The sequence below is a fragment of the Enterobacter sp. 3U4 genome (assembly GCF_057224565.1).
Genome location: NZ_CP136665.1, coordinates 4,649,270 through 4,666,804, shown reverse-complemented (window position 1 = coordinate 4,666,804; position 17,535 = coordinate 4,649,270). Strand labels below are relative to the sequence as shown.

The window sequence follows — 17,535 nt, the reverse complement described above, 5'->3', positions numbered from 1 at the left end:
GTTATGGCAACATTAACTGCAAAAAATCTCGCGAAGGCCTATAAGGGCCGCCGTGTCGTAGAAGATGTCAGTCTGACCGTCAACTCCGGCGAAATTGTAGGGCTGCTTGGCCCTAACGGTGCGGGTAAAACCACCACCTTCTACATGGTCGTTGGCATTGTGCCGCGCGATGCCGGCAACATTATCATTGACGATGAAGACATCAGCCTTCTGCCGCTGCACGCGCGCGCGCGTCGCGGGATCGGCTACCTGCCGCAGGAAGCCTCCATTTTCCGTCGTCTCAGCGTTTACGATAACCTGATGGCGGTCCTGCAAATTCGTAACGACCTGACCAGTGAACAGCGTCAGGATCGTGCCAACGAGCTGATGGAAGAGTTCCACATTGAGCATCTGCGCGACAGCCTCGGTCAGGCACTCTCCGGCGGGGAACGCCGTCGCGTTGAGATTGCGCGTGCGCTGGCCGCAAATCCGAAATTTATCCTTCTGGATGAACCGTTTGCTGGCGTTGACCCGATCTCGGTTATCGACATCAAACGAATCATTGAACACCTGCGCGACAGCGGGCTTGGCGTCCTGATCACCGACCACAACGTCCGTGAAACGCTGGCCGTTTGCGAACGCGCGTATATTGTGAGCCAGGGCAATCTGATCGCCCACGGTACGCCGCAGCAGATCCTCGAAGACGATCATGTTAAGCGCGTCTATCTTGGGGAAGACTTCAGACTCTGATAGGGTAGAGGTAACGTAACGCCGAACCGGAGAAAAATGCTCTGAACATGAAGCAAGGTTTGCAATTAAGGCTCAGCCAACAACTGGCAATGACGCCGCAGCTACAGCAGGCAATTCGCCTGTTGCAACTGTCCACGTTAGAACTTCAGCAGGAGCTCCAGCAGGCGCTGGACAGCAACCCTCTGCTGGAACAAACCGATCTTCATGACGAGGTAGACACTCAGCAGTCACAGGATACAGAAGCGCTCGACACTGCGGATGCACTCGAACAAAAAGAGATGCCCGACGAGCTTCCGCTTGATGCCAGCTGGGATGAAATCTACACGGCCGGAACCCCTTCCGGTACGCGTGCAGACTACCAGGACGATGAGCTACCGGTCTATCAGGGAGAAACCACCCAGTCGCTGCAGGATTACCTGATGTGGCAGGTGGAACTCACCCCCTTCTCCGATACCGACCGCGCGATTGCTACGTCAATTGTCGATGCCGTTGACGACACCGGCTATTTGACCGTCACGCTGGACGATATTCTGGAAAGCATGGGCGACGATGAGATTGAGCTTGAGGAAGTTGAAGCCGTTCTGAAGCGCATCCAGCGTTTCGATCCGGTAGGCGTAGCCGCAAAAGATCTGCGCGACTGCCTGCTGATCCAGCTCTCTCAGTTCAGCAAAGAGACGCCATGGCTCGACGAGGCGCGTTTAATCATCAGCGATCATCTGGATCTGCTGGCAAACCACGATTTCCGCACCCTGATGCGCGTTACGCGCCTGAAGGAAGAGGTGCTGAAAGAAGCGGTGAATCTGATTCAGTCGCTCGATCCGCGCCCCGGTCAGTCGATCCAGACCAGCGAACCCGAGTACGTGATCCCGGATGTGCTGGTCAGAAAACACAACGGCCGCTGGGTAGTTGAATTGAATTCAGACAGCATCCCTCGCCTGCAAATCAACCAGCAGTATGCCTCCATGTGCACCAGCGCGCGTAACGACTCCGATAATCAATATATTCGTAGCAATCTTCAGGAAGCGCGATGGCTGATCAAAAGTCTGGAGAGCCGAAATGATACGCTGCTACGCGTCAGCCGCTGTATTGTCGAACAGCAGCAGGCGTTCTTTGAGCAGGGTGAAGAGTATATGAAACCGATGGTACTGGCGGATATCGCTCAGGCCGTCGAGATGCATGAATCAACCATTTCCCGTGTCACCACGCAGAAGTATCTGCACAGTCCACGCGGTATATTTGAGCTTAAGTATTTCTTCTCCAGCCATGTGAATACCGAGGGCGGCGGCGAAGCGTCGTCAACGGCCATTCGTGCCCTGGTGAAGAAGTTGATCGCCGCGGAGAACCCCGCGAAGCCACTGAGCGACAGTAAGTTAACCACCATGCTGTCCGATCAGGGTATTATGGTGGCACGTCGTACTGTTGCGAAGTATCGAGAGTCTTTATCCATTCCGCCGTCCAACCAGCGTAAACAGCTGGTCTGACACAACCGATAAGGAAGACACTATGCAGCTCAACATCACTGGACAAAACGTCGAAATTACTGAGGCTTTACGCGACTTTGTGAACGCGAAGTTTGCAAAACTCGAGCAGTATTTCGAAAGGATCAATCAGGTCTATATTGTGTTGAAAGTGGAGAAAGTGACTCATATCTCGGATGCCACCCTGCATGTTAACGGGGGTGAACTGCATGCCAGTGCGGAAGGGCAAGACATGTACGCTGCTATCGACGGCTTGATTGATAAGCTTGCACGACAGCTCAATAAACATAAAGATAAACTGAAACAACACTAATTGTCCGGGCAGTTAACGGGTGCAGGACGGCCTGTTGTGAAACACAACAGGCCATTTGTACAGTTAGCGCTTAGGTGAAATTATGATGAACAACGATTCCGCTCTTCAACTGAGCAATGTCCTTAACCAGGAATGTACCCGCAGTGCGGTTCACTGCCAGAGCAAAAAACGTGCGCTGGAGATCATCAGTGAACTGGCCGCAAAACAGCTGGGCCTGCCGCCGCAGGTGGTGTTCGAAGCGATTCTGACCCGTGAAAAGATGGGCAGTACCGGTATCGGCAACGGCATCGCGATCCCGCATGGCAAACTGGAAGAGGATACCCTGCGTGCCGTCGGTGTGTTTGTGCAGCTTGAAACACCGATCGCCTTCGATGCCATTGATAACCAGCCCGTCGATCTCCTCTTCGCGCTGCTGGTTCCTGCTGACCAGACGAAAACCCATCTGTATACACTGTCGCTGGTCGCCAAGCGTCTGGCTGATAAAACCATTTGCCGTCGACTGCGCTCGGCTCAAAGTGATGAAGAGCTCTATCAAATTATCACTGAAGCAGAAGGCAATCAGGATGATGCATAACCAGGAGATGGCCTTCACATCTGTTGTCCTGAGGAGAAACGGAACATGGTGCTGATGATTGTCAGTGGCCGTTCAGGGTCGGGGAAATCCGTTGCTCTGCGCGCGCTGGAAGACATGGGTTTTTACTGCGTAGATAACCTGCCGGTCGTGTTGTTGCCCGATCTGGCCCGCACGCTTGCAGAGAGACAAACCTCTGCCGCCGTCAGTATCGACGTTCGTAACATGCCGGAATCGCCAGAGATCTTCGAACAGGCCATGAGCAACCTGCCTGATGCGTTCTCGCCTCAGCTGCTGTTCCTTGATGCAGACCGCAATACGCTGATCCGTCGCTACAGCGATACCCGTCGCTTGCACCCGCTTTCCAGTAAGAACCTCTCTCTGGAGAGCGCGATCGATGAAGAGAGCGACCTGCTGGAGCCGCTGCGTTCTCGTGCCGACCTGATTGTCGACACCTCTGAGATGTCCGTTCACGAGCTGGCGGAAATGCTGCGTACCCGGCTGTTGGGTAAACGCGAGCGTGAACTGACGATGGTGTTCGAATCCTTCGGCTTTAAGCACGGTATTCCGATTGATGCGGATTACGTTTTCGACGTGCGCTTCCTGCCGAACCCGCACTGGGATCCGAAGCTGCGCCCAATGACCGGTCTGGATAAACCCGTCGCGGCCTTCCTCGACCGGCACACAGAAGTTCACAATTTTATCTACCAGACGCGAAGCTACCTTGAGCTATGGTTACCTATGCTGGAGACAAACAATCGTAGCTACCTGACGGTGGCGATTGGCTGTACCGGCGGTAAACATCGTTCGGTTTATATCGCCGAACAGCTGGCCGACTATTTCCGCTCGCGCGGGAAGAACGTTCAGTCCCGTCATCGCACGCTGGAAAAACGTAAAACATGACCGTAAAACAGACCGTTGAGATCACCAACAAGCTGGGTATGCACGCCCGCCCGGCGATGAAGCTGTTTGAGCTAATGCAGGGTTTCGATGCAGAAGTTCTGCTGCGGAATGACGAAGGTACCGAAGCGGAAGCGAACAGCGTGATCGCCCTGCTGATGCTGGATTCCGCCAAAGGGCGCCAGATTGAAGTCGAAGCTACCGGCCCCCAGGAAGAGGAAGCGCTGGCGGCGGTGATTGCCCTGTTTAACGCCGGCTTTGACGAAGACTAACGTTCGCCCCTTCGGCGGGTGGCGCTGCGCTTACCCGCCCTACATTAGATTATTACGCTGCATAAAACCCTCTCCGCCCAGCTGATTCATCTGGCGTATAATCCACGCCTGACGGCTTCGCACGTATCCTGATGGGGCACTGGCTTTAAAGCGGATAGGGTTCGGTAAAACGGCGGCCAATAACGCTGCTTCTGACATGCTCAGACGGCTGGCTGGCTTATTGAAATAACGCTGCGCGGCAGCTTCCACGCCAAAAACGCCATCGCCAAACTCAGCGACGTTGAGATAGACGGTCAGAATGCGTTTTTTGCTCCAGACCGTTTCCATCCCCAGGGTCAACCCCGCCTCCAGCCCTTTTCGCACCCAGCTACGGCCGTCCCACAGAAACAGATTTTTGGCAGTCTGCTGCGACAACGTTGACGCGCCGCGCACGCGATTTTCATGACGTTCGTTATGCGCCAGCGCCTTCTCAATCGCGGCCACGTCGAACCCCCAGTGCTCCGGGAATTTCTGATCCTCCGCCGCGATGACCGCCAGCCCCATGAACGGTGAGATCTCGTCCATGCGCACCCAGTCAGAGTGGGCAACATAGCCGAAATCGCCGCTGAGCCACGCGCCGAGCTGACGCTCAACCATCACGGCCGAGAACGGAACCGGCATAATGCTGAACAGGGCGAGTCCACCGCCCCAAAACACCGCCAGCACCAGAACGATGCGTAACAGGGTACGTTTTACCCACGCGCCAGCACCGGATTGACGACTCATTCAGCCAGCACCAGCACGCGGGCGACCAGCTTTTCGATCCCCGTGGCCGCTTCCGCAATATTCTGCGCCAGCATATACGCAGGCGTGGTGACAATTTTATTATCTTCATCAACCACAATATCATCCACCGGGCACGGAACGTGTTCGCCCCCCATTTCCTCAACGATTTCCGCAGTATCAATATCCGTCCCGATGGTCAGGCGCAGCGGGAAATCAAAAATCTTAGGCAGCATCGCCGGTGCGATACAGATAAAGCCCAGCGGTTTCCCTGCCGCATGCATGGCCTGCGACAGCGCTTTGAGATGAGGTTCGATCTGACACTCCGCGCCCTGCGCGGCAAAAGAACTGAGATTTTTGGCCGCGCCAAACCCACCCGGCACAATGAGCGCATCAAGCTCTTTAGGGTCTGCCTGAATAAGAGGATGGATATCGCCTCGCGCAATACGCGCGGCTTCAACCAGTACGTTACGGGTTTCCGCCATCGGCTCGCCGGTGAGATGATTAATCACATCCGCCTGATTTTTGTCTGGCGCAAAACAAATAACCTCTGCACCGTGCTTTGCGAGGGCCAGCAGCGTGATTACGGCTTCATGTATCTCAGAACCATCGTAAACACCGCATCCGCTCAGCACGACACCAATCTTTTTCATCATGACAATCCTTTTCTGCAACTTGCTGAAGCACATTAATAATTTTGATTAAAACGCTATGCTTCACACATTTCACTGATTCATGTAACAAACCATTTAAGATTTGCTATCTTATCTGCGTGCGGCCTAAATTTTTCAGGCAGCGCCCTTTCGAAAATAACTTTAAAAAACAGGCGCAGCCACGATTTCCCTGGTGTTGGCGCAGTATTCGCGCACCCCGGTTAAGCCGGGGTCATTTTTTTCTGGCATCGACCCAGGCTTTAAGCACCGCAACATCGTTTTGCCACTCTTGTTTCATCTCTTCAACCCAATCACCCACGTTATCTTCCCATGCAGGTAAATCCGGCGACTGAATCTGTTGCCCCAGCTGCTGCAGGTGGCGTAGGCCAACCGAGCCGGCGGCACCTTTAATTTTATGACCTTCTTCTACGATCCCCTTCTGGTCACGCGCCGTCAGGTTGGATTCCAGCACGCTCAGATAGCCCGGCATCATTTTTTCGAACACCGCCAGACCGTCGGTAATCAGTTTCGGGCCGACCAGATCGATGTACTGCTCCAGCATCGCGGTATCGAGAATCGTTTGGGCTTTTGCGCTATCAACAGACGTCATGGTGCTCTCCTCTTCATCATGGGTATCCCAGAACTTTTTGATCATAGCGGTCAGAGCAGGCACCGCCAGCGGCTTGCTGAGTACATCGTCCATACCAGCATCGAGATACTCTTTTTTATCTTTCAGCACGTTCGCCGTCAGCGCAACCAGCGGCGGCAGTTCGTCGGCCGCGTACTGACGCGTCAGCTCGCGCGAGATATCCAGCCCGGTCATATCCGGTAATTGAATATCCAGCAGAACGAGATCGTATTCGCCGGGTTTAAACATCTCCAGCGCGGCTTTACCGGTCATCGCGACATCCACGCTGTTGCCCAGCTTTTCCAGCACGGAGCGCGCCACGATCACGTTCAGCTCAATATCTTCCACCAGCAGGACGTGCAGAGCAGGCAGCGGCATATCGTCATTTTCAAAGGTATCTTCTACCTCTTCCGCCACCGCCGGCGCATGGACCGTCAGCGTGAAGGTCGATCCTTTGCCCGGCTGGCTGGCTACGGTGATATCACCGCCCATGCTCTTCGCCAGACGTTTAGAGACCGCCAGGCCAATGCCTGTTCCGGTCGCCGGTTTCCCGCCGTTGCTGTCTTTCACCTGGTAATACATCGCGAAAATTTTGTCCTGCTCCTCCTGCGGAATACCAATCCCGGAGTCTTCCACCTCGAAGTGCAGCATGTCGCCTTCGTCATAGCGGATACGCACCGCCACCTGCCCCTTCTGGGTGAATTTCACCGCGTTGCTGATCAGGTTCCACAGGATCTGGCGCAGCCGCGTGCCGTCAGTCACCACTTTATGCGGCAGCGGCAGGGTGGGCTCCATGACAAAACTCAGTCCCTTCTGCTGCGCCTGCAGGCCGGACAGGTTTTCGAGATCGGCAAGGAAGCTGGTGAAATCAACCGGCTGGTTATCAAGCTGAACTTTACGGCGCTCCATCTTATCCATATCAATAATATCGTTGAAGATATTACCCAGCGTGACCGCTGAGACATGGATAGTCTTGAGGTATTTTTCCTGCTCTGCGGTCAGGTCGGTATCCAGCAGAATACGGCTCAGCCCGACAATGCCGTTTAGCGGCGTACGCAGCTCGTGGCTGATGGTGGAGATAAAGGTGGTCTTGTCGCGGCTGGCGCGCTCCAGAGCATCCTGATAGCGCTTACGCTCGGTGATATCGCGACCAAAGCCCATCAGGCCGTGGCGTTTGCCCACGCGGTCATAGTACGGCACCTTACGGATCTCAAAGCAGGCTTTGCGTCCGTCCGGGTAATCCAGCCACTGTTCATAGGTCAGCGAGACGTTATGGCGGAAGACTTTTTCGTCGGTCTCCATGACCTTGGCCGCCGCCTCTTCAGAGTAAACGTCCTGCGGCTTCAGATGAATCAGCTGCTTTTCGCTTTTCCCGGTAAGCAACTCCATCGCCCGGTTACAGCCGGAAAATTCTTTATCTTCATTACGGTAGAACACCAGATCCGGCGACGCGTCCAGGAACGACCGCAGGAAAGAGGATTGCTGCTCAAGCTGGATCTGCGTGACCTCGCGCTCTTTCATTTCGATTTTCAGCTGCTCCAGGGTGGCCTGACGCTCGGCCTCCGCCTTCTCACGATCTGAAATCTCCTGATTCAGCTGCGCAATGTTGTCCTTAAGCTGGACGTTGAGCTTCAGGTCACGCTCGCGCATCTCTTCCAGTTTATCGACCAGCTTAGACAGGCGCTGACGGGACTCTTCCAGCTGTTCAACCACTACGGAAAGGAAATAGACCGCCCAGGGCGTAATGAGCAAGCCAAAGAAGATGGAGCGAATGACGTCGATACTCTCGACCTGACCATGCAGAACCATGGTAACGGCCATTTGCACGACAATGGCCAGAACGACCAGCGCCAGCGCAAGCAGCATGGAAAAACGCACCAGCCCAAGCTTCATCATCAGGTCGACGTAATACTGGGCAAGCATTCGGATTTGCTTCATAGAGGATCCCTTCACGACGTTATCGCTCAATAATACTCAAATTCGCGGCGAGGCGTTGAAGGTTGTGAGAAAAAGTGCGGGGTGAAACAGGAGATTAGCCTCGCTCCCGGTTAACCGGAAGCGAGGAGAGGTCACTCAGGAGCGTTTCAACAACAGCCAGAGGCTGATCAGGAGGAAACTGGCGCTTGGCAGCAGCGCACCAATTATCGGCGGAATGCCATAAACCAGCGTCAGCGGACCGAAGATCTGGTCAAGCACGTAGAACACAAAGCCGAAGCTGATACCGGTCACGACGCGCACCCCCATCGGCACGCTGCGTAACGGGCCGAAGATAAACGACAGCGCCATCAGCATCATCACCGCCACGGACATCGGCTGGAAGATTTTGCTCCACATGTTGAGCTGATAACGCCCTGCATCCTGCCCGCTCGACTTCAGGTATTTCACATAGTTATGTAAACCGCTGATGGAGAGCGCGTCAGGATCCAGCGCCACGACCCCGAGCTTATCGGGCGTCAGGTTGGTCTTCCACGTCCCGGTTACCGTCTGAGAACCGGTAATCTGTTTCGGATCGGTCAGGTCAGACTCATCGACCTGGGATAAACGCCACTGTTTATGCTCGGCGTCAAACTTCGCCGAAGAGGCGTGGCGGACTGACTGCAGACGGCGCTGGTCATCGAAAGCGTAGATGCTCACCCCACCCAGTTCATCATTCCCTTTTACCCGTTCGATGTAGACGAAGTTTTTACCGTCTTTCGCCCATAAACCTTGCTGAGTCGAGAGCAGTGAGCCGCCGTACATCGCCTGAGCACGGTAGTTACGCGCCATCTGTTCGCCCTGCGGCGCGACCCACTCGCCAATCGCCATGGTCAACAGCACCAGTGGGATCGCGGTTTTCATCACCGACAGCGCGACCTGCATGCGGGTAAAGCCCGAGGCCTGCATAACGACCAGTTCACTGCGCTGCGCCAGCATCCCCAGCCCCAGCAGCGCGCCCAGCAGGGCCGCCATTGGGAAGAAGATCTGCACATCTTTCGGCACGCTGAGCAGGGTATACATCCCCGCGCCCAGTGCGTCATAGCTCCCCTGCCCGGCTTTTTTCAGCTGATCGACAAATTTGATAATGCCGGAGAGCGACACCAGCATGAACAAGGTCATCATGATGGTGGTAAAAATGGTTTTACCGATATAGCGGTCAAGAACGCCAAACACCTGCATTACAACGCTCCTTTACGCGAGAATCGGGCACGAATGCGGCGCACAGGCACCGTATCCCACAGGTTTAACCCTAGCGCCAGTAAGATGTACAGGCTGTTGACTACCCATGTCCAGACCATAGGGTCCAGCTTACCCTTCGCGCCGTTAGAACGAATCGAGGTTTGCAGCAGGAAATAGATCAGGTAAAGCAGCATCGCCGGCAGCATAGAGAGCACGCGTCCCTGGCGAGGGTTCACCACGCTCAGCGGAACGACAATCAGCGCCATCATAAACACGGTGAAGACGAGCGTAATACGCCAGTGGAACTCAGCGCGCGCTCGGTCGGTATCGGTATTCCAGAGGGTCCGCATGTCCATTTGCTCGGTATCCGTTGGATCGAGCGCCACCGCCTGATGGCCGATAATGGCCTGATAGTTCTGGAAATCCGTGATACGGAAGTCGCGCAGCATCGCGGTGCCTTCGAAACGGGTGCCTTTATTCAGCGTCACGATCTGAGAACCATCTTTGCGCTGAGCAAGCTGACCGGAGTCTGCCACCACCACTGACGGACGCGCGTTACCTTTGGGACGCAGCTGCGCCAGGAAGACATCGTTGAATTTACTGCCGTCAACGCTCTCAATAAACAGCACGGAGTTGCCGTCGGTTGCCTGCTGGAACTGCCCCTGGGCTAACGCCGCCATGCCGGGGTTGGCTTTCGCTTCGGCCAGCACTTCGTCCTGATGACGGGAAGACATAGGGCCCGCCCACATCACATTCACCGCAGCAACAATACCCGTGAACAGCGCCAGTATCATGGCCGCTTTCACCAGTACCGCTTTGCTCAGGCCACAGGCATGCATCACCGTGATTTCACTCTCGGTGTAGAGTTTCCCAAGCGTCATGAGCAGGCCAAGGAAAAGACTTAGCGGCAGGATGAGCTGCGCCATTTCCGGGATCCCTAAACCAAGCAGGGAAAGCACCAGATTTGTTGGAATTTCGCCGTCAACGGCCGCACCGAGGATCTTAACCAGCTTCTGACAGAAAAAAATCAGCAGCAGGATGAAGAGGATCGCCAGTTGGCTTTTGAGCGTCTCCCGCACCAGATATCTTATGATTATCACTTTAAATACGCCCGTAAAAACCCGTCTCTTTGCAGGAATTTCGCTTGTTTCATGGCTTAAACGTCATTTATTCTCTTGAGTCGTCGAAATCATCGCTAAGATTAAAACATCCAGCGGATTCACGCTTCAGGACTTTTTCTGACGTGTCGAAACCGTAGTAACGTAAGATTAACACGAAGTCACCACAACAGCGGACATGAGTTACGAAAGGTTTCAATTCTATCCGTAGCAGCCGCCGTTGTCTTTAAGATTCAGGAGCGTAGTGCATGGAGTTCAGTGTAAAAAGTGGTAGCCCGGAGAAACAGCGGAGTGCCTGCATCGTTGTGGGCGTCTTTGAACCACGCCGACTCTCCCCGATCGCCGAGCAACTCGATAAAATCAGTGACGGCTATATTAGCGCCCTGCTGCGCCGTGGCGAACTGGAAGGCAAACCTGGGCAGACGCTGTTACTGCACCATGTTCCGAACGTACTGTCAGAACGTATTCTGCTGATTGGCTGCGGCAAAGAACGCGAGCTGGATGAACGTCAGTATAAGCAGGTGATTCAGAAAACAATCAATACGCTGAATGATACTGGATCAATGGAAGCCGTCTGCTTCCTGACCGAGCTGCACGTCAAAGGACGTAACACCTACTGGAAAGTGCGTCAGGCGGTTGAAACGGCAAAAGAGAGCCTGTACAGCTTCGATCAGCTGAAGACCAACAAAAGCGAGCCGCGTCGTCCGCTGCGTAAAATGGTCTTTAACGTGCCAACCCGTCGCGAACTGACCAGCGGCGAACGCGCTATCCAGCACGGTCTGGCGATTGCTGCCGGCATTAAAGCGGCCAAAGATCTCGGCAACATGCCGCCTAACATCTGTAACGCGGCGTACCTGGCCTCTCAGGCACGTCAGCTGGCCGACGCCTACAGCAAAAACGTCATTACCCGCGTCATCGGCGAACAGCAGATGAAAGAGTTGGGAATGCACTCTTATCTGGCGGTCGGTAACGGCTCGCAGAACGAATCCCTGATGTCCGTCATCGAGTACAAAGGCAATCCGTCCGAAGACGCGCGTCCAGTCGTGCTGGTCGGAAAAGGCCTGACCTTCGACTCCGGCGGTATCTCCATCAAACCTGCCGAAGGCATGGATGAGATGAAGTACGACATGTGCGGCGCGGCGGCGGTTTACGGCGTGATGCGCATGGTTGCGGAACTTCAGTTGCCTATCAACGTGATCGGCGTACTGGCGGGCTGCGAAAACATGCCTGGCGGGCGCGCCTATCGTCCAGGTGACGTTCTGACCACCATGTCCGGCCAGACCGTTGAAGTGCTGAACACCGACGCCGAAGGCCGTCTGGTGCTGTGTGACGTGCTGACCTACGTTGAGCGCTTCGAGCCAGAAGCGGTGATTGACGTCGCCACTCTCACCGGCGCCTGTGTGATTGCGCTGGGCCACCACATCACCGGCCTGATGTCGAACCACAATCCGCTGGCGCACGAGCTGATTGGTGCCTCGGAGCAGGCCGGTGACCGCGCATGGCGTCTTCCGCTGGGTGACGAATATCAGGAGCAACTGGAGTCTAACTTCGCGGATATGGCGAACATCGGCGGACGTCCTGGCGGGGCGATCACCGCGGGCTGCTTCCTGGCGCGCTTCACCCGTAAGTACAACTGGGCGCACCTTGATATCGCGGGTACCGCATGGCGCTCCGGCAAGGCCAAAGGCGCAACCGGTCGTCCAGTGGCGCTGCTGTCGCAGTTCCTGCTCAATCGTGCGGGTTTTAACGGCGACGAGTGATGTAAAACGCCGGGTGGCGGCTTCGCCTTACCCGGTCTACAGCGCCACTCAACCGTAGGCCGGGTAAGCGTAGCGCCACCCGGCTTTGCATTTAAATCCACGACAAGAAGCCCCATATATGAAGAATGCAACGTTCTACCTTCTGGACAACGACACCCATCAGGATGGCCTCAGCGCCGTCGAACAGCTGGTGTGTGAAATTGCCGCAGAACGTTGGCGCGCAGGTAAACGCGTTCTGATTGCCTGTGAAGATGAACAGCAGGCCATTCGCCTTGATGAGGCGCTGTGGGCGCGCCCGCCGGAGAGTTTTGTGCCGCATAACCTGTCGGGCGAAGGCCCGCGCGGTGGAGCACCGGTTGAAATTGCCTGGCCGCAAAAGCGCAACAGCAGCGCGCGCGATATTCTGATTAGCCTGCGGATAGATTTTGCAGATTTTGCCACCGCTTTCACAGAAGTGGTAGACTTTGTCCCTTACGAAGAATCTTTGAAACAACTGGCGCGCGAACGCTATAAAGCGTACCGCCTGGCTGGTTTTAACCTGAATACGGCAACCTGGAAATAATGGAAAAGACATATAACCCACGCGATATCGAACAGCCGCTTTACGAGCACTGGGAACAGCAGGGCTATTTCAAGCCTAACGGCGACGAAAGCAAAGAGTCCTTCTGCATCATGATCCCGCCGCCGAACGTCACCGGCAGTTTGCATATGGGTCATGCTTTCCAGCAGACCATCATGGACACCATGATCCGCTACCAGCGCATGCAGGGTAAAAACACCCTGTGGCAGGCGGGGACTGACCACGCGGGTATCGCGACCCAGATGGTGGTTGAGCGTAAAATTGCCGCTGAAGAAGGAAAAACCCGCCACGACTACGGTCGCGACGCGTTCATCGACAAAATCTGGCAGTGGAAAGCGGAATCCGGCGGCACCATTACCCGTCAGATGCGCCGTCTCGGCAACTCCGTGGACTGGGAGCGCGAGCGCTTCACCATGGATGAAGGCCTCTCCAACGCCGTGAAAGAAGTCTTCGTCCGCCTGTACAAAGAAGACCTGATTTACCGCGGCAAACGCCTGGTCAACTGGGATCCGAAACTGCGTACCGCCATCTCTGACCTGGAAGTGGAAAACCGCGAGTCTAAAGGCTCCATGTGGCACATCCGCTATCCGCTGGCCGATGGCGCGAAAACCGCCGACGGTAAAGATTACCTGGTGGTCGCAACGACACGTCCGGAAACTCTGCTGGGCGATACCGGCGTGGCCGTTAACCCGGAAGATCCGCGTTATAAAGATCTGATCGGCAAATTCGTGGTGCTGCCGCTGGTAAACCGCCGTATTCCGATTGTAGGCGACGAACACGCCGACATGGAAAAAGGCACCGGCTGCGTGAAAATCACCCCGGCGCACGACTTCAACGACTATGAAGTGGGTCGTCGTCACGCCCTGCCGATGATCAACATTCTGACCTTCGACGGCGATATCCGCGAAAGCGCAGAAGTGTACGACACCAAAGGCAACGAATCCGACGTTTATTCCAGCGACATCCCGGCGGAGTTCCAGAAGCTGGAACGCTTTGCCGCGCGTAAGGCGATTGTGGCTGCCGTTGACGCACTCGGCCTGCTGGAAGAGATCAAACCTCACGATCTGACCGTGCCGTACGGCGATCGTGGCGGCGTAGTTATCGAGCCAATGCTGACCGACCAGTGGTACGTGCGAGCCGACGTGCTGGCGAAACCGGCTGTGGAAGCGGTTGAAAACGGCAGCATCCAGTTCGTACCGAAGCAGTACGAAAACATGTACTTCTCCTGGATGCGCGATATTCAGGACTGGTGTATCTCCCGTCAGCTGTGGTGGGGTCACCGTATCCCGGCATGGTACGACAACGAAGGCAACGTGTACGTTGGCCGCAGCGAAGATGAAGTGCGTCAGGAAAACAACCTGAGCGCGGACGTTGCGCTGCGTCAGGACGAAGACGTGCTGGACACCTGGTTCTCCTCCGCGCTGTGGACCTTCTCCACCCTCGGCTGGCCAGAAAACACCGACGCGCTGCGTCAGTTCCACCCAACCAGCGTGATGGTGTCCGGCTTCGACATTATCTTCTTCTGGATTGCCCGCATGATCATGATGACCATGCACTTCATCAAAGACGAAGACGGCAAGCCGCAGGTTCCGTTCCATACCGTCTACATGACCGGTCTGATCCGCGACGATGAAGGCCAGAAGATGTCCAAGTCCAAGGGGAACGTGATTGACCCGCTGGACATGGTTGACGGTATCTCTCTGGAAGAGCTGCTGGAAAAACGTACCGGCAACATGATGCAGCCGCAGCTGGCTGAGAAAATCCGCAAGCGTACCGAGAAGCAGTTCCCGAACGGGATCGAGTCTCACGGTACCGACGCCCTGCGCTTCACCCTGGCGGCACTGGCCTCTACCGGTCGTGACATCAACTGGGACATGAAGCGTCTGGAAGGTTACCGTAACTTCTGTAACAAGCTGTGGAACGCCAGCCGCTTCGTGCTGATGAACACCGAAGATCAGGACTGCGGCTTCAACGGCGGCGAAATGACGCTGTCTCTGGCGGACCGCTGGATCCTGGCGGAATTCAACCAGACCGTGAAAGCGTTCCGCGAGGCGCTGGACAGCTACCGCTTCGATATCGCGGCGGGCATCCTGTATGAATTCACCTGGAACCAGTTCTGCGACTGGTATCTTGAGCTGGCGAAGCCGGTGATGAACGGCGGTACTGAGGCGGAACTGCGCGGCACGCGCAACACGCTGATTACCGTTCTGGAAGGCCTGCTGCGCCTGGCGCATCCGGTTATTCCATTTATCACCGAAACCATCTGGCAGCGCGTGAAGGTGATTGCAGGCATTAACGCCGATACCATCATGCTGCAGCCGTTCCCGGAATTCGATGCGGCTAAGGTTGATGAAGCGGCGTCTGCGGATACCGAGTGGCTGAAGCAGGCGATCGTTGCAGTACGTAACATCCGTGCTGAAATGAACATCGCCCCTGGCAAACCGCTGGAGCTGCTGCTGCGTGGCTGCAGCGAAGCGGCTGTTCGTCGCGTCAACGAGAACAACACCTTCCTCAAGACCATGGCGCGTCTGGAAAGCATCACCGTGCTGCCTGCGGATGACAAAGGTCCGGTTTCCGTGACCAAAATCATCGACGGTGCCGAGCTGCTGATCCCGATGGCGGGCCTGATCGACAAAGACGCTGAGCTGGCTCGTCTGGCGAAAGAAGTGGCCAAAGTCGACGTGGAAATTGGCAAAATCGAAAGCAAACTGGCGAACGAAGGCTTTGTTGCCCGCGCGCCGGAAGCGGTCATCGCGAAAGAGCGTGAGCGTCTGGTTGCTTTCGCCGATGCGAAGACCAAGCTGATTGAGCAGCAGGCGGTCATCGCTGCCCTGTAATGCTTTTACCCCTTACGCTTCAGGGCGTAAGGGGTAACCTTCCTGAAAACTCCTCGCTTGCACTCCCCCTTCTGCGGTGCTATTAACAGCAGTTATGTGTCAATTTTTGTAATGAGTAATGCTATGAGCGTGATTACCCCCGTCGCGACGACGATGCGTCGGATCACTGAGCAGGATAACCCGGCTATCGCCGCCGTTATTCGCACCGTTTCTGCTGAATATGGCCTGACGGCTGACAAAGGCTACACGGTTGCCGACCCGAATCTGGACGAGCTTTTTCAGCTCTACAGCCAGCCTGGGCATGCCTACTGGGTAATCGAGCAGAACGGCCAGGTTGTGGGCGGTGGCGGTGTCGCGCCTCTCAGCTGCAGCGAGCCGGATATCTGCGAACTACAGAAAATGTATTTCCTGCCAACGGCGCGCGGGCAAGGGCTGGCGAAAAAGCTGGCGCTGATTGCGCTGGACCACGCGCGCAAGCAGGGTTTTACCCGCTGCTACCTTGAAACGACCGCCTTCCTCAAAGAGGCCATCGGCCTGTATGAGCATCTGGGCTTTGAGCATATCGATGCGCCGCTGGGCTGTACCGGCCACGTTGATTGCGAAGTCAGAATGTTGAAAAGTCTGTAACTTTCGTTCCTGCCCTCTTCTGTTAAGCGGCTGTAAACTGAATGCTCTACACTCTCAGTTCACACCATAACGGGGGAAACACGATGTCGAAGATAAAAAGCTACGCCGCACCGCAGGCGGGTGCAGAACTTGAGCTGTACGAGTACGATGCGGGCGTTCTAAAAGCAGAAGACGTCGAGGTACAGGTTGATTACTGCGGGATCTGCCACTCGGATCTCTCGATGATCGACAACGAATGGGGCTTTTCAAGCTATCCACTGATTGCCGGGCACGAAGTCATTGGCCGCGTCGTGGCGCTCGGTAGCGCCGCGCAGGACAAAGGGCTGAAAGTGGGCCAGCGCGTGGGCATTGGCTGGACAGCGCGCAGCTGTGGTCACTGCGATGCCTGTATCAGCGGCAATCAGATCAACTGCCTCGAAGGCGCCGTTCCCACCATTCTGAACAAAGGCGGCTTTGCCGATAAACTGCGCGCCGACTGGCAATGGGTCATCCCGCTGCCGGACAGCATTGATATCGAGTCCGCCGGCCCGCTGCTGTGCGGCGGTATCACCGTCTTCAAACCGCTGCTGATGCACAATATCACCGCCACCAGCCGCGTAGGCGTCATCGGTATCGGCGGTCTGGGGCATATCGCCATCAAGCTGCTGCACGCGATGGGCTGTGAAGTCACGGCGTTCAGCTCGAACCCGGCGAAAGAGAAAGAAGTGCTGGCGATGGGAGCGGATAAAGTCGTAAACAGCCGCGATCCTGAAGCGCTGAACGCGCTGGCCGGGCAGTTTGACCTGATCATCAACACCGTTAACGTCGATCTCAACTGGCAGCCGTACTTTGAAGCGCTGGCATACGGCGGTAACTTCCACACCGTGGGTGCGGTGATGAAGCCGCTGCCGGTTCCGGCATTTACCCTGATCGGCGGCGATCGCAGCGTGTCAGGCTCCGCGACCGGTACGCCGTTTGAGTTGCGCAAGCTGATGAAATTCGCCGGACGCACCAAAGTGGCGCCGACCACCGAACTGTATCCGATGTCGAAAATCAACGAAGCGATCCAGCACGTGCGCGACGGCAAAGCCCGTTACCGCGTGGTGTTGAAAGCGGATTTTTGATGTGACATTTCCGGGGAATGTGCGGCCTGATGCCCTCACCCCAACCCT

Annotated in this window: 16 protein-coding genes; 11 read left to right on the top strand and 5 right to left on the bottom strand. The window is 55.8% G+C overall.

All coding sequences use genetic code 11. The annotated features are described in order from the left end of the window. The first annotated feature begins 3 nt into the window (after nt 1–3). The 6 genes from lptB to npr all read left to right on the top strand — a co-directional run bounded on the left by lptB (nt 4) and on the right by npr (nt 4,263). Nucleotides 4–729: an LPS export ABC transporter ATP-binding protein gene (gene lptB / locus RVY89_RS22215; protein ID WP_023309359.1), complete on the top strand. Its 726-nt coding sequence runs from the start codon at nt 4–6 to the stop codon at nt 727–729. A 47-nt stretch (nt 730–776) separates the two neighbouring features. Then, nucleotides 777–2,210 carry an RNA polymerase factor sigma-54 gene (gene rpoN, locus RVY89_RS22210; RefSeq protein WP_484826454.1) on the top strand — a complete coding sequence of 478 codons (1,434 nt, stop codon included), beginning with the start codon at nt 777–779 and terminating at the stop codon, nt 2,208–2,210. Nucleotides 2,211–2,232: 22 nt separating this feature from the next. Further along, nucleotides 2,233–2,520 (top strand): ribosome hibernation promoting factor, encoded by a 288-nt coding sequence (gene hpf, locus RVY89_RS22205; RefSeq protein ID WP_008501444.1) that lies wholly within the window; start codon nt 2,233–2,235, stop codon nt 2,518–2,520. A gap of 82 nt (nt 2,521–2,602) precedes the next feature. Beyond that, nucleotides 2,603–3,094: a PTS IIA-like nitrogen regulatory protein PtsN gene (ptsN, locus tag RVY89_RS22200; RefSeq protein WP_484826453.1), complete on the top strand. Its 492-nt coding sequence runs from the start codon at nt 2,603–2,605 to the stop codon at nt 3,092–3,094. 45 nt (nt 3,095–3,139) lie between these two features. Further along, entirely contained in the window at nt 3,140–3,994 is an 855-nt protein-coding gene (gene rapZ / locus RVY89_RS22195; protein ID WP_014885397.1) for an RNase adapter RapZ, read from the top strand. Continuing rightward, nucleotides 3,991–4,263 carry a PTS phosphocarrier protein NPr gene (gene npr, locus RVY89_RS22190; protein ID WP_003861872.1) on the top strand — a complete coding sequence of 91 codons (273 nt, stop codon included), beginning with the start codon at nt 3,991–3,993 and terminating at the stop codon, nt 4,261–4,263. The genes rapZ and npr overlap by 4 nt, the downstream gene beginning before the upstream one ends. A 39-nt stretch (nt 4,264–4,302) precedes the next feature. Here the strand turns inward: npr and mtgA are convergent, their stop codons facing one another. The 5 genes from mtgA to lptF all read right to left on the bottom strand — a co-directional run bounded on the left by mtgA (nt 4,303) and on the right by lptF (nt 10,562). Continuing rightward, on the bottom strand, nt 4,303–5,028 hold the full coding sequence (mtgA, locus tag RVY89_RS22185) for a monofunctional biosynthetic peptidoglycan transglycosylase (RefSeq protein ID WP_484826452.1): 726 nt from the start codon (nt 5,026–5,028) through the stop codon (nt 4,303–4,305). After that, complete coding sequence (elbB, locus tag RVY89_RS22180; RefSeq protein ID WP_484827981.1) at nt 5,025–5,678, bottom strand: isoprenoid biosynthesis glyoxalase ElbB; 654 nt, start codon at nt 5,676–5,678, stop codon at nt 5,025–5,027. The genes mtgA and elbB overlap by 4 nt, the downstream gene beginning before the upstream one ends. Nucleotides 5,679–5,910: 232 nt before the next feature. Continuing rightward, nucleotides 5,911–8,244 carry an aerobic respiration two-component sensor histidine kinase ArcB gene (gene arcB, locus RVY89_RS22175; protein ID WP_048225127.1) on the bottom strand — a complete coding sequence of 778 codons (2,334 nt, stop codon included), beginning with the start codon at nt 8,242–8,244 and terminating at the stop codon, nt 5,911–5,913. A 135-nt stretch (nt 8,245–8,379) separates the two neighbouring features. Then, entirely contained in the window at nt 8,380–9,462 is a 1,083-nt protein-coding gene (gene lptG / locus RVY89_RS22170) for an LPS export ABC transporter permease LptG (RefSeq protein WP_484826451.1), read from the bottom strand. Further along, nucleotides 9,462–10,562 carry an LPS export ABC transporter permease LptF gene (gene lptF / locus RVY89_RS22165; protein ID WP_484826450.1) on the bottom strand — a complete coding sequence of 367 codons (1,101 nt, stop codon included), beginning with the start codon at nt 10,560–10,562 and terminating at the stop codon, nt 9,462–9,464. The genes lptG and lptF overlap by 1 nt, the downstream gene beginning before the upstream one ends. A 266-nt stretch (nt 10,563–10,828) precedes the next feature. Between lptF and pepA the strand changes: the two genes are divergently transcribed. The 5 genes from pepA (at nt 10,829) to ahr (ending at nt 17,487) form a co-directional block, all read left to right on the top strand. Next, nucleotides 10,829–12,340 carry a leucyl aminopeptidase gene (gene pepA / locus RVY89_RS22160; RefSeq protein ID WP_371899192.1) on the top strand — a complete coding sequence of 504 codons (1,512 nt, stop codon included), beginning with the start codon at nt 10,829–10,831 and terminating at the stop codon, nt 12,338–12,340. A 118-nt stretch (nt 12,341–12,458) separates the two neighbouring features. Further along, the gene (holC, locus tag RVY89_RS22155) at nt 12,459–12,902 is read left to right on the top strand and encodes a DNA polymerase III subunit chi (RefSeq protein WP_008502815.1); all 444 of its coding nucleotides are present in this window, start codon (nt 12,459–12,461) and stop codon (nt 12,900–12,902) included. Further along, nucleotides 12,902–15,757: a valine--tRNA ligase gene (locus tag RVY89_RS22150; protein WP_484826449.1), complete on the top strand. Its 2,856-nt coding sequence runs from the start codon at nt 12,902–12,904 to the stop codon at nt 15,755–15,757. The genes holC and RVY89_RS22150 overlap by 1 nt, the downstream gene beginning before the upstream one ends. A gap of 123 nt (nt 15,758–15,880) precedes the next feature. Beyond that, entirely contained in the window at nt 15,881–16,384 is a 504-nt protein-coding gene (locus RVY89_RS22145; RefSeq protein ID WP_198886065.1) for a GNAT family N-acetyltransferase, read from the top strand. An 83-nt stretch (nt 16,385–16,467) separates the two neighbouring features. After that, on the top strand, nt 16,468–17,487 hold the full coding sequence (gene ahr, locus RVY89_RS22140) for an NADPH-dependent aldehyde reductase Ahr (protein ID WP_484826448.1): 1,020 nt from the start codon (nt 16,468–16,470) through the stop codon (nt 17,485–17,487). Nucleotides 17,488–17,535 lie beyond the last annotated feature (48 nt).

Excerpts from the sequence above, each read along its gene's own strand:
- lptB (WP_023309359.1), top strand. The coding sequence starts at position 4 with ATGGCAACATTAACTGCAAAAAATCTCGCGAAGGCCTATAAGGGCCGC.
- rpoN (WP_484826454.1), top strand. The coding sequence starts at position 777 with ATGAAGCAAGGTTTGCAATTAAGGCTCAGCCAACAACTGGCAATGACG.
- hpf (WP_008501444.1), top strand. The coding sequence starts at position 2,233 with ATGCAGCTCAACATCACTGGACAAAACGTCGAAATTACTGAGGCTTTA.
- ptsN (WP_484826453.1), top strand. The coding sequence starts at position 2,603 with ATGATGAACAACGATTCCGCTCTTCAACTGAGCAATGTCCTTAACCAG.
- rapZ (WP_014885397.1), top strand. The coding sequence starts at position 3,140 with ATGGTGCTGATGATTGTCAGTGGCCGTTCAGGGTCGGGGAAATCCGTT.
- npr (WP_003861872.1), top strand. The coding sequence starts at position 3,991 with ATGACCGTAAAACAGACCGTTGAGATCACCAACAAGCTGGGTATGCAC.
- mtgA (WP_484826452.1), bottom strand. The coding sequence starts at position 5,028 with ATGAGTCGTCAATCCGGTGCTGGCGCGTGGGTAAAACGTACCCTGTTA.
- elbB (WP_484827981.1), bottom strand. The coding sequence starts at position 5,678 with ATGAAAAAGATTGGTGTCGTGCTGAGCGGATGCGGTGTTTACGATGGT.
- arcB (WP_048225127.1), bottom strand. The coding sequence starts at position 8,244 with ATGAAGCAAATCCGAATGCTTGCCCAGTATTACGTCGACCTGATGATG.
- lptG (WP_484826451.1), bottom strand. The coding sequence starts at position 9,462 with ATGCAGGTGTTTGGCGTTCTTGACCGCTATATCGGTAAAACCATTTTT.
- pepA (WP_371899192.1), top strand. The coding sequence starts at position 10,829 with ATGGAGTTCAGTGTAAAAAGTGGTAGCCCGGAGAAACAGCGGAGTGCC.
- holC (WP_008502815.1), top strand. The coding sequence starts at position 12,459 with ATGAAGAATGCAACGTTCTACCTTCTGGACAACGACACCCATCAGGAT.
- RVY89_RS22150 (WP_484826449.1), top strand. The coding sequence starts at position 12,902 with ATGGAAAAGACATATAACCCACGCGATATCGAACAGCCGCTTTACGAG.
- RVY89_RS22145 (WP_198886065.1), top strand. The coding sequence starts at position 15,881 with ATGAGCGTGATTACCCCCGTCGCGACGACGATGCGTCGGATCACTGAG.
- ahr (WP_484826448.1), top strand. The coding sequence starts at position 16,468 with ATGTCGAAGATAAAAAGCTACGCCGCACCGCAGGCGGGTGCAGAACTT.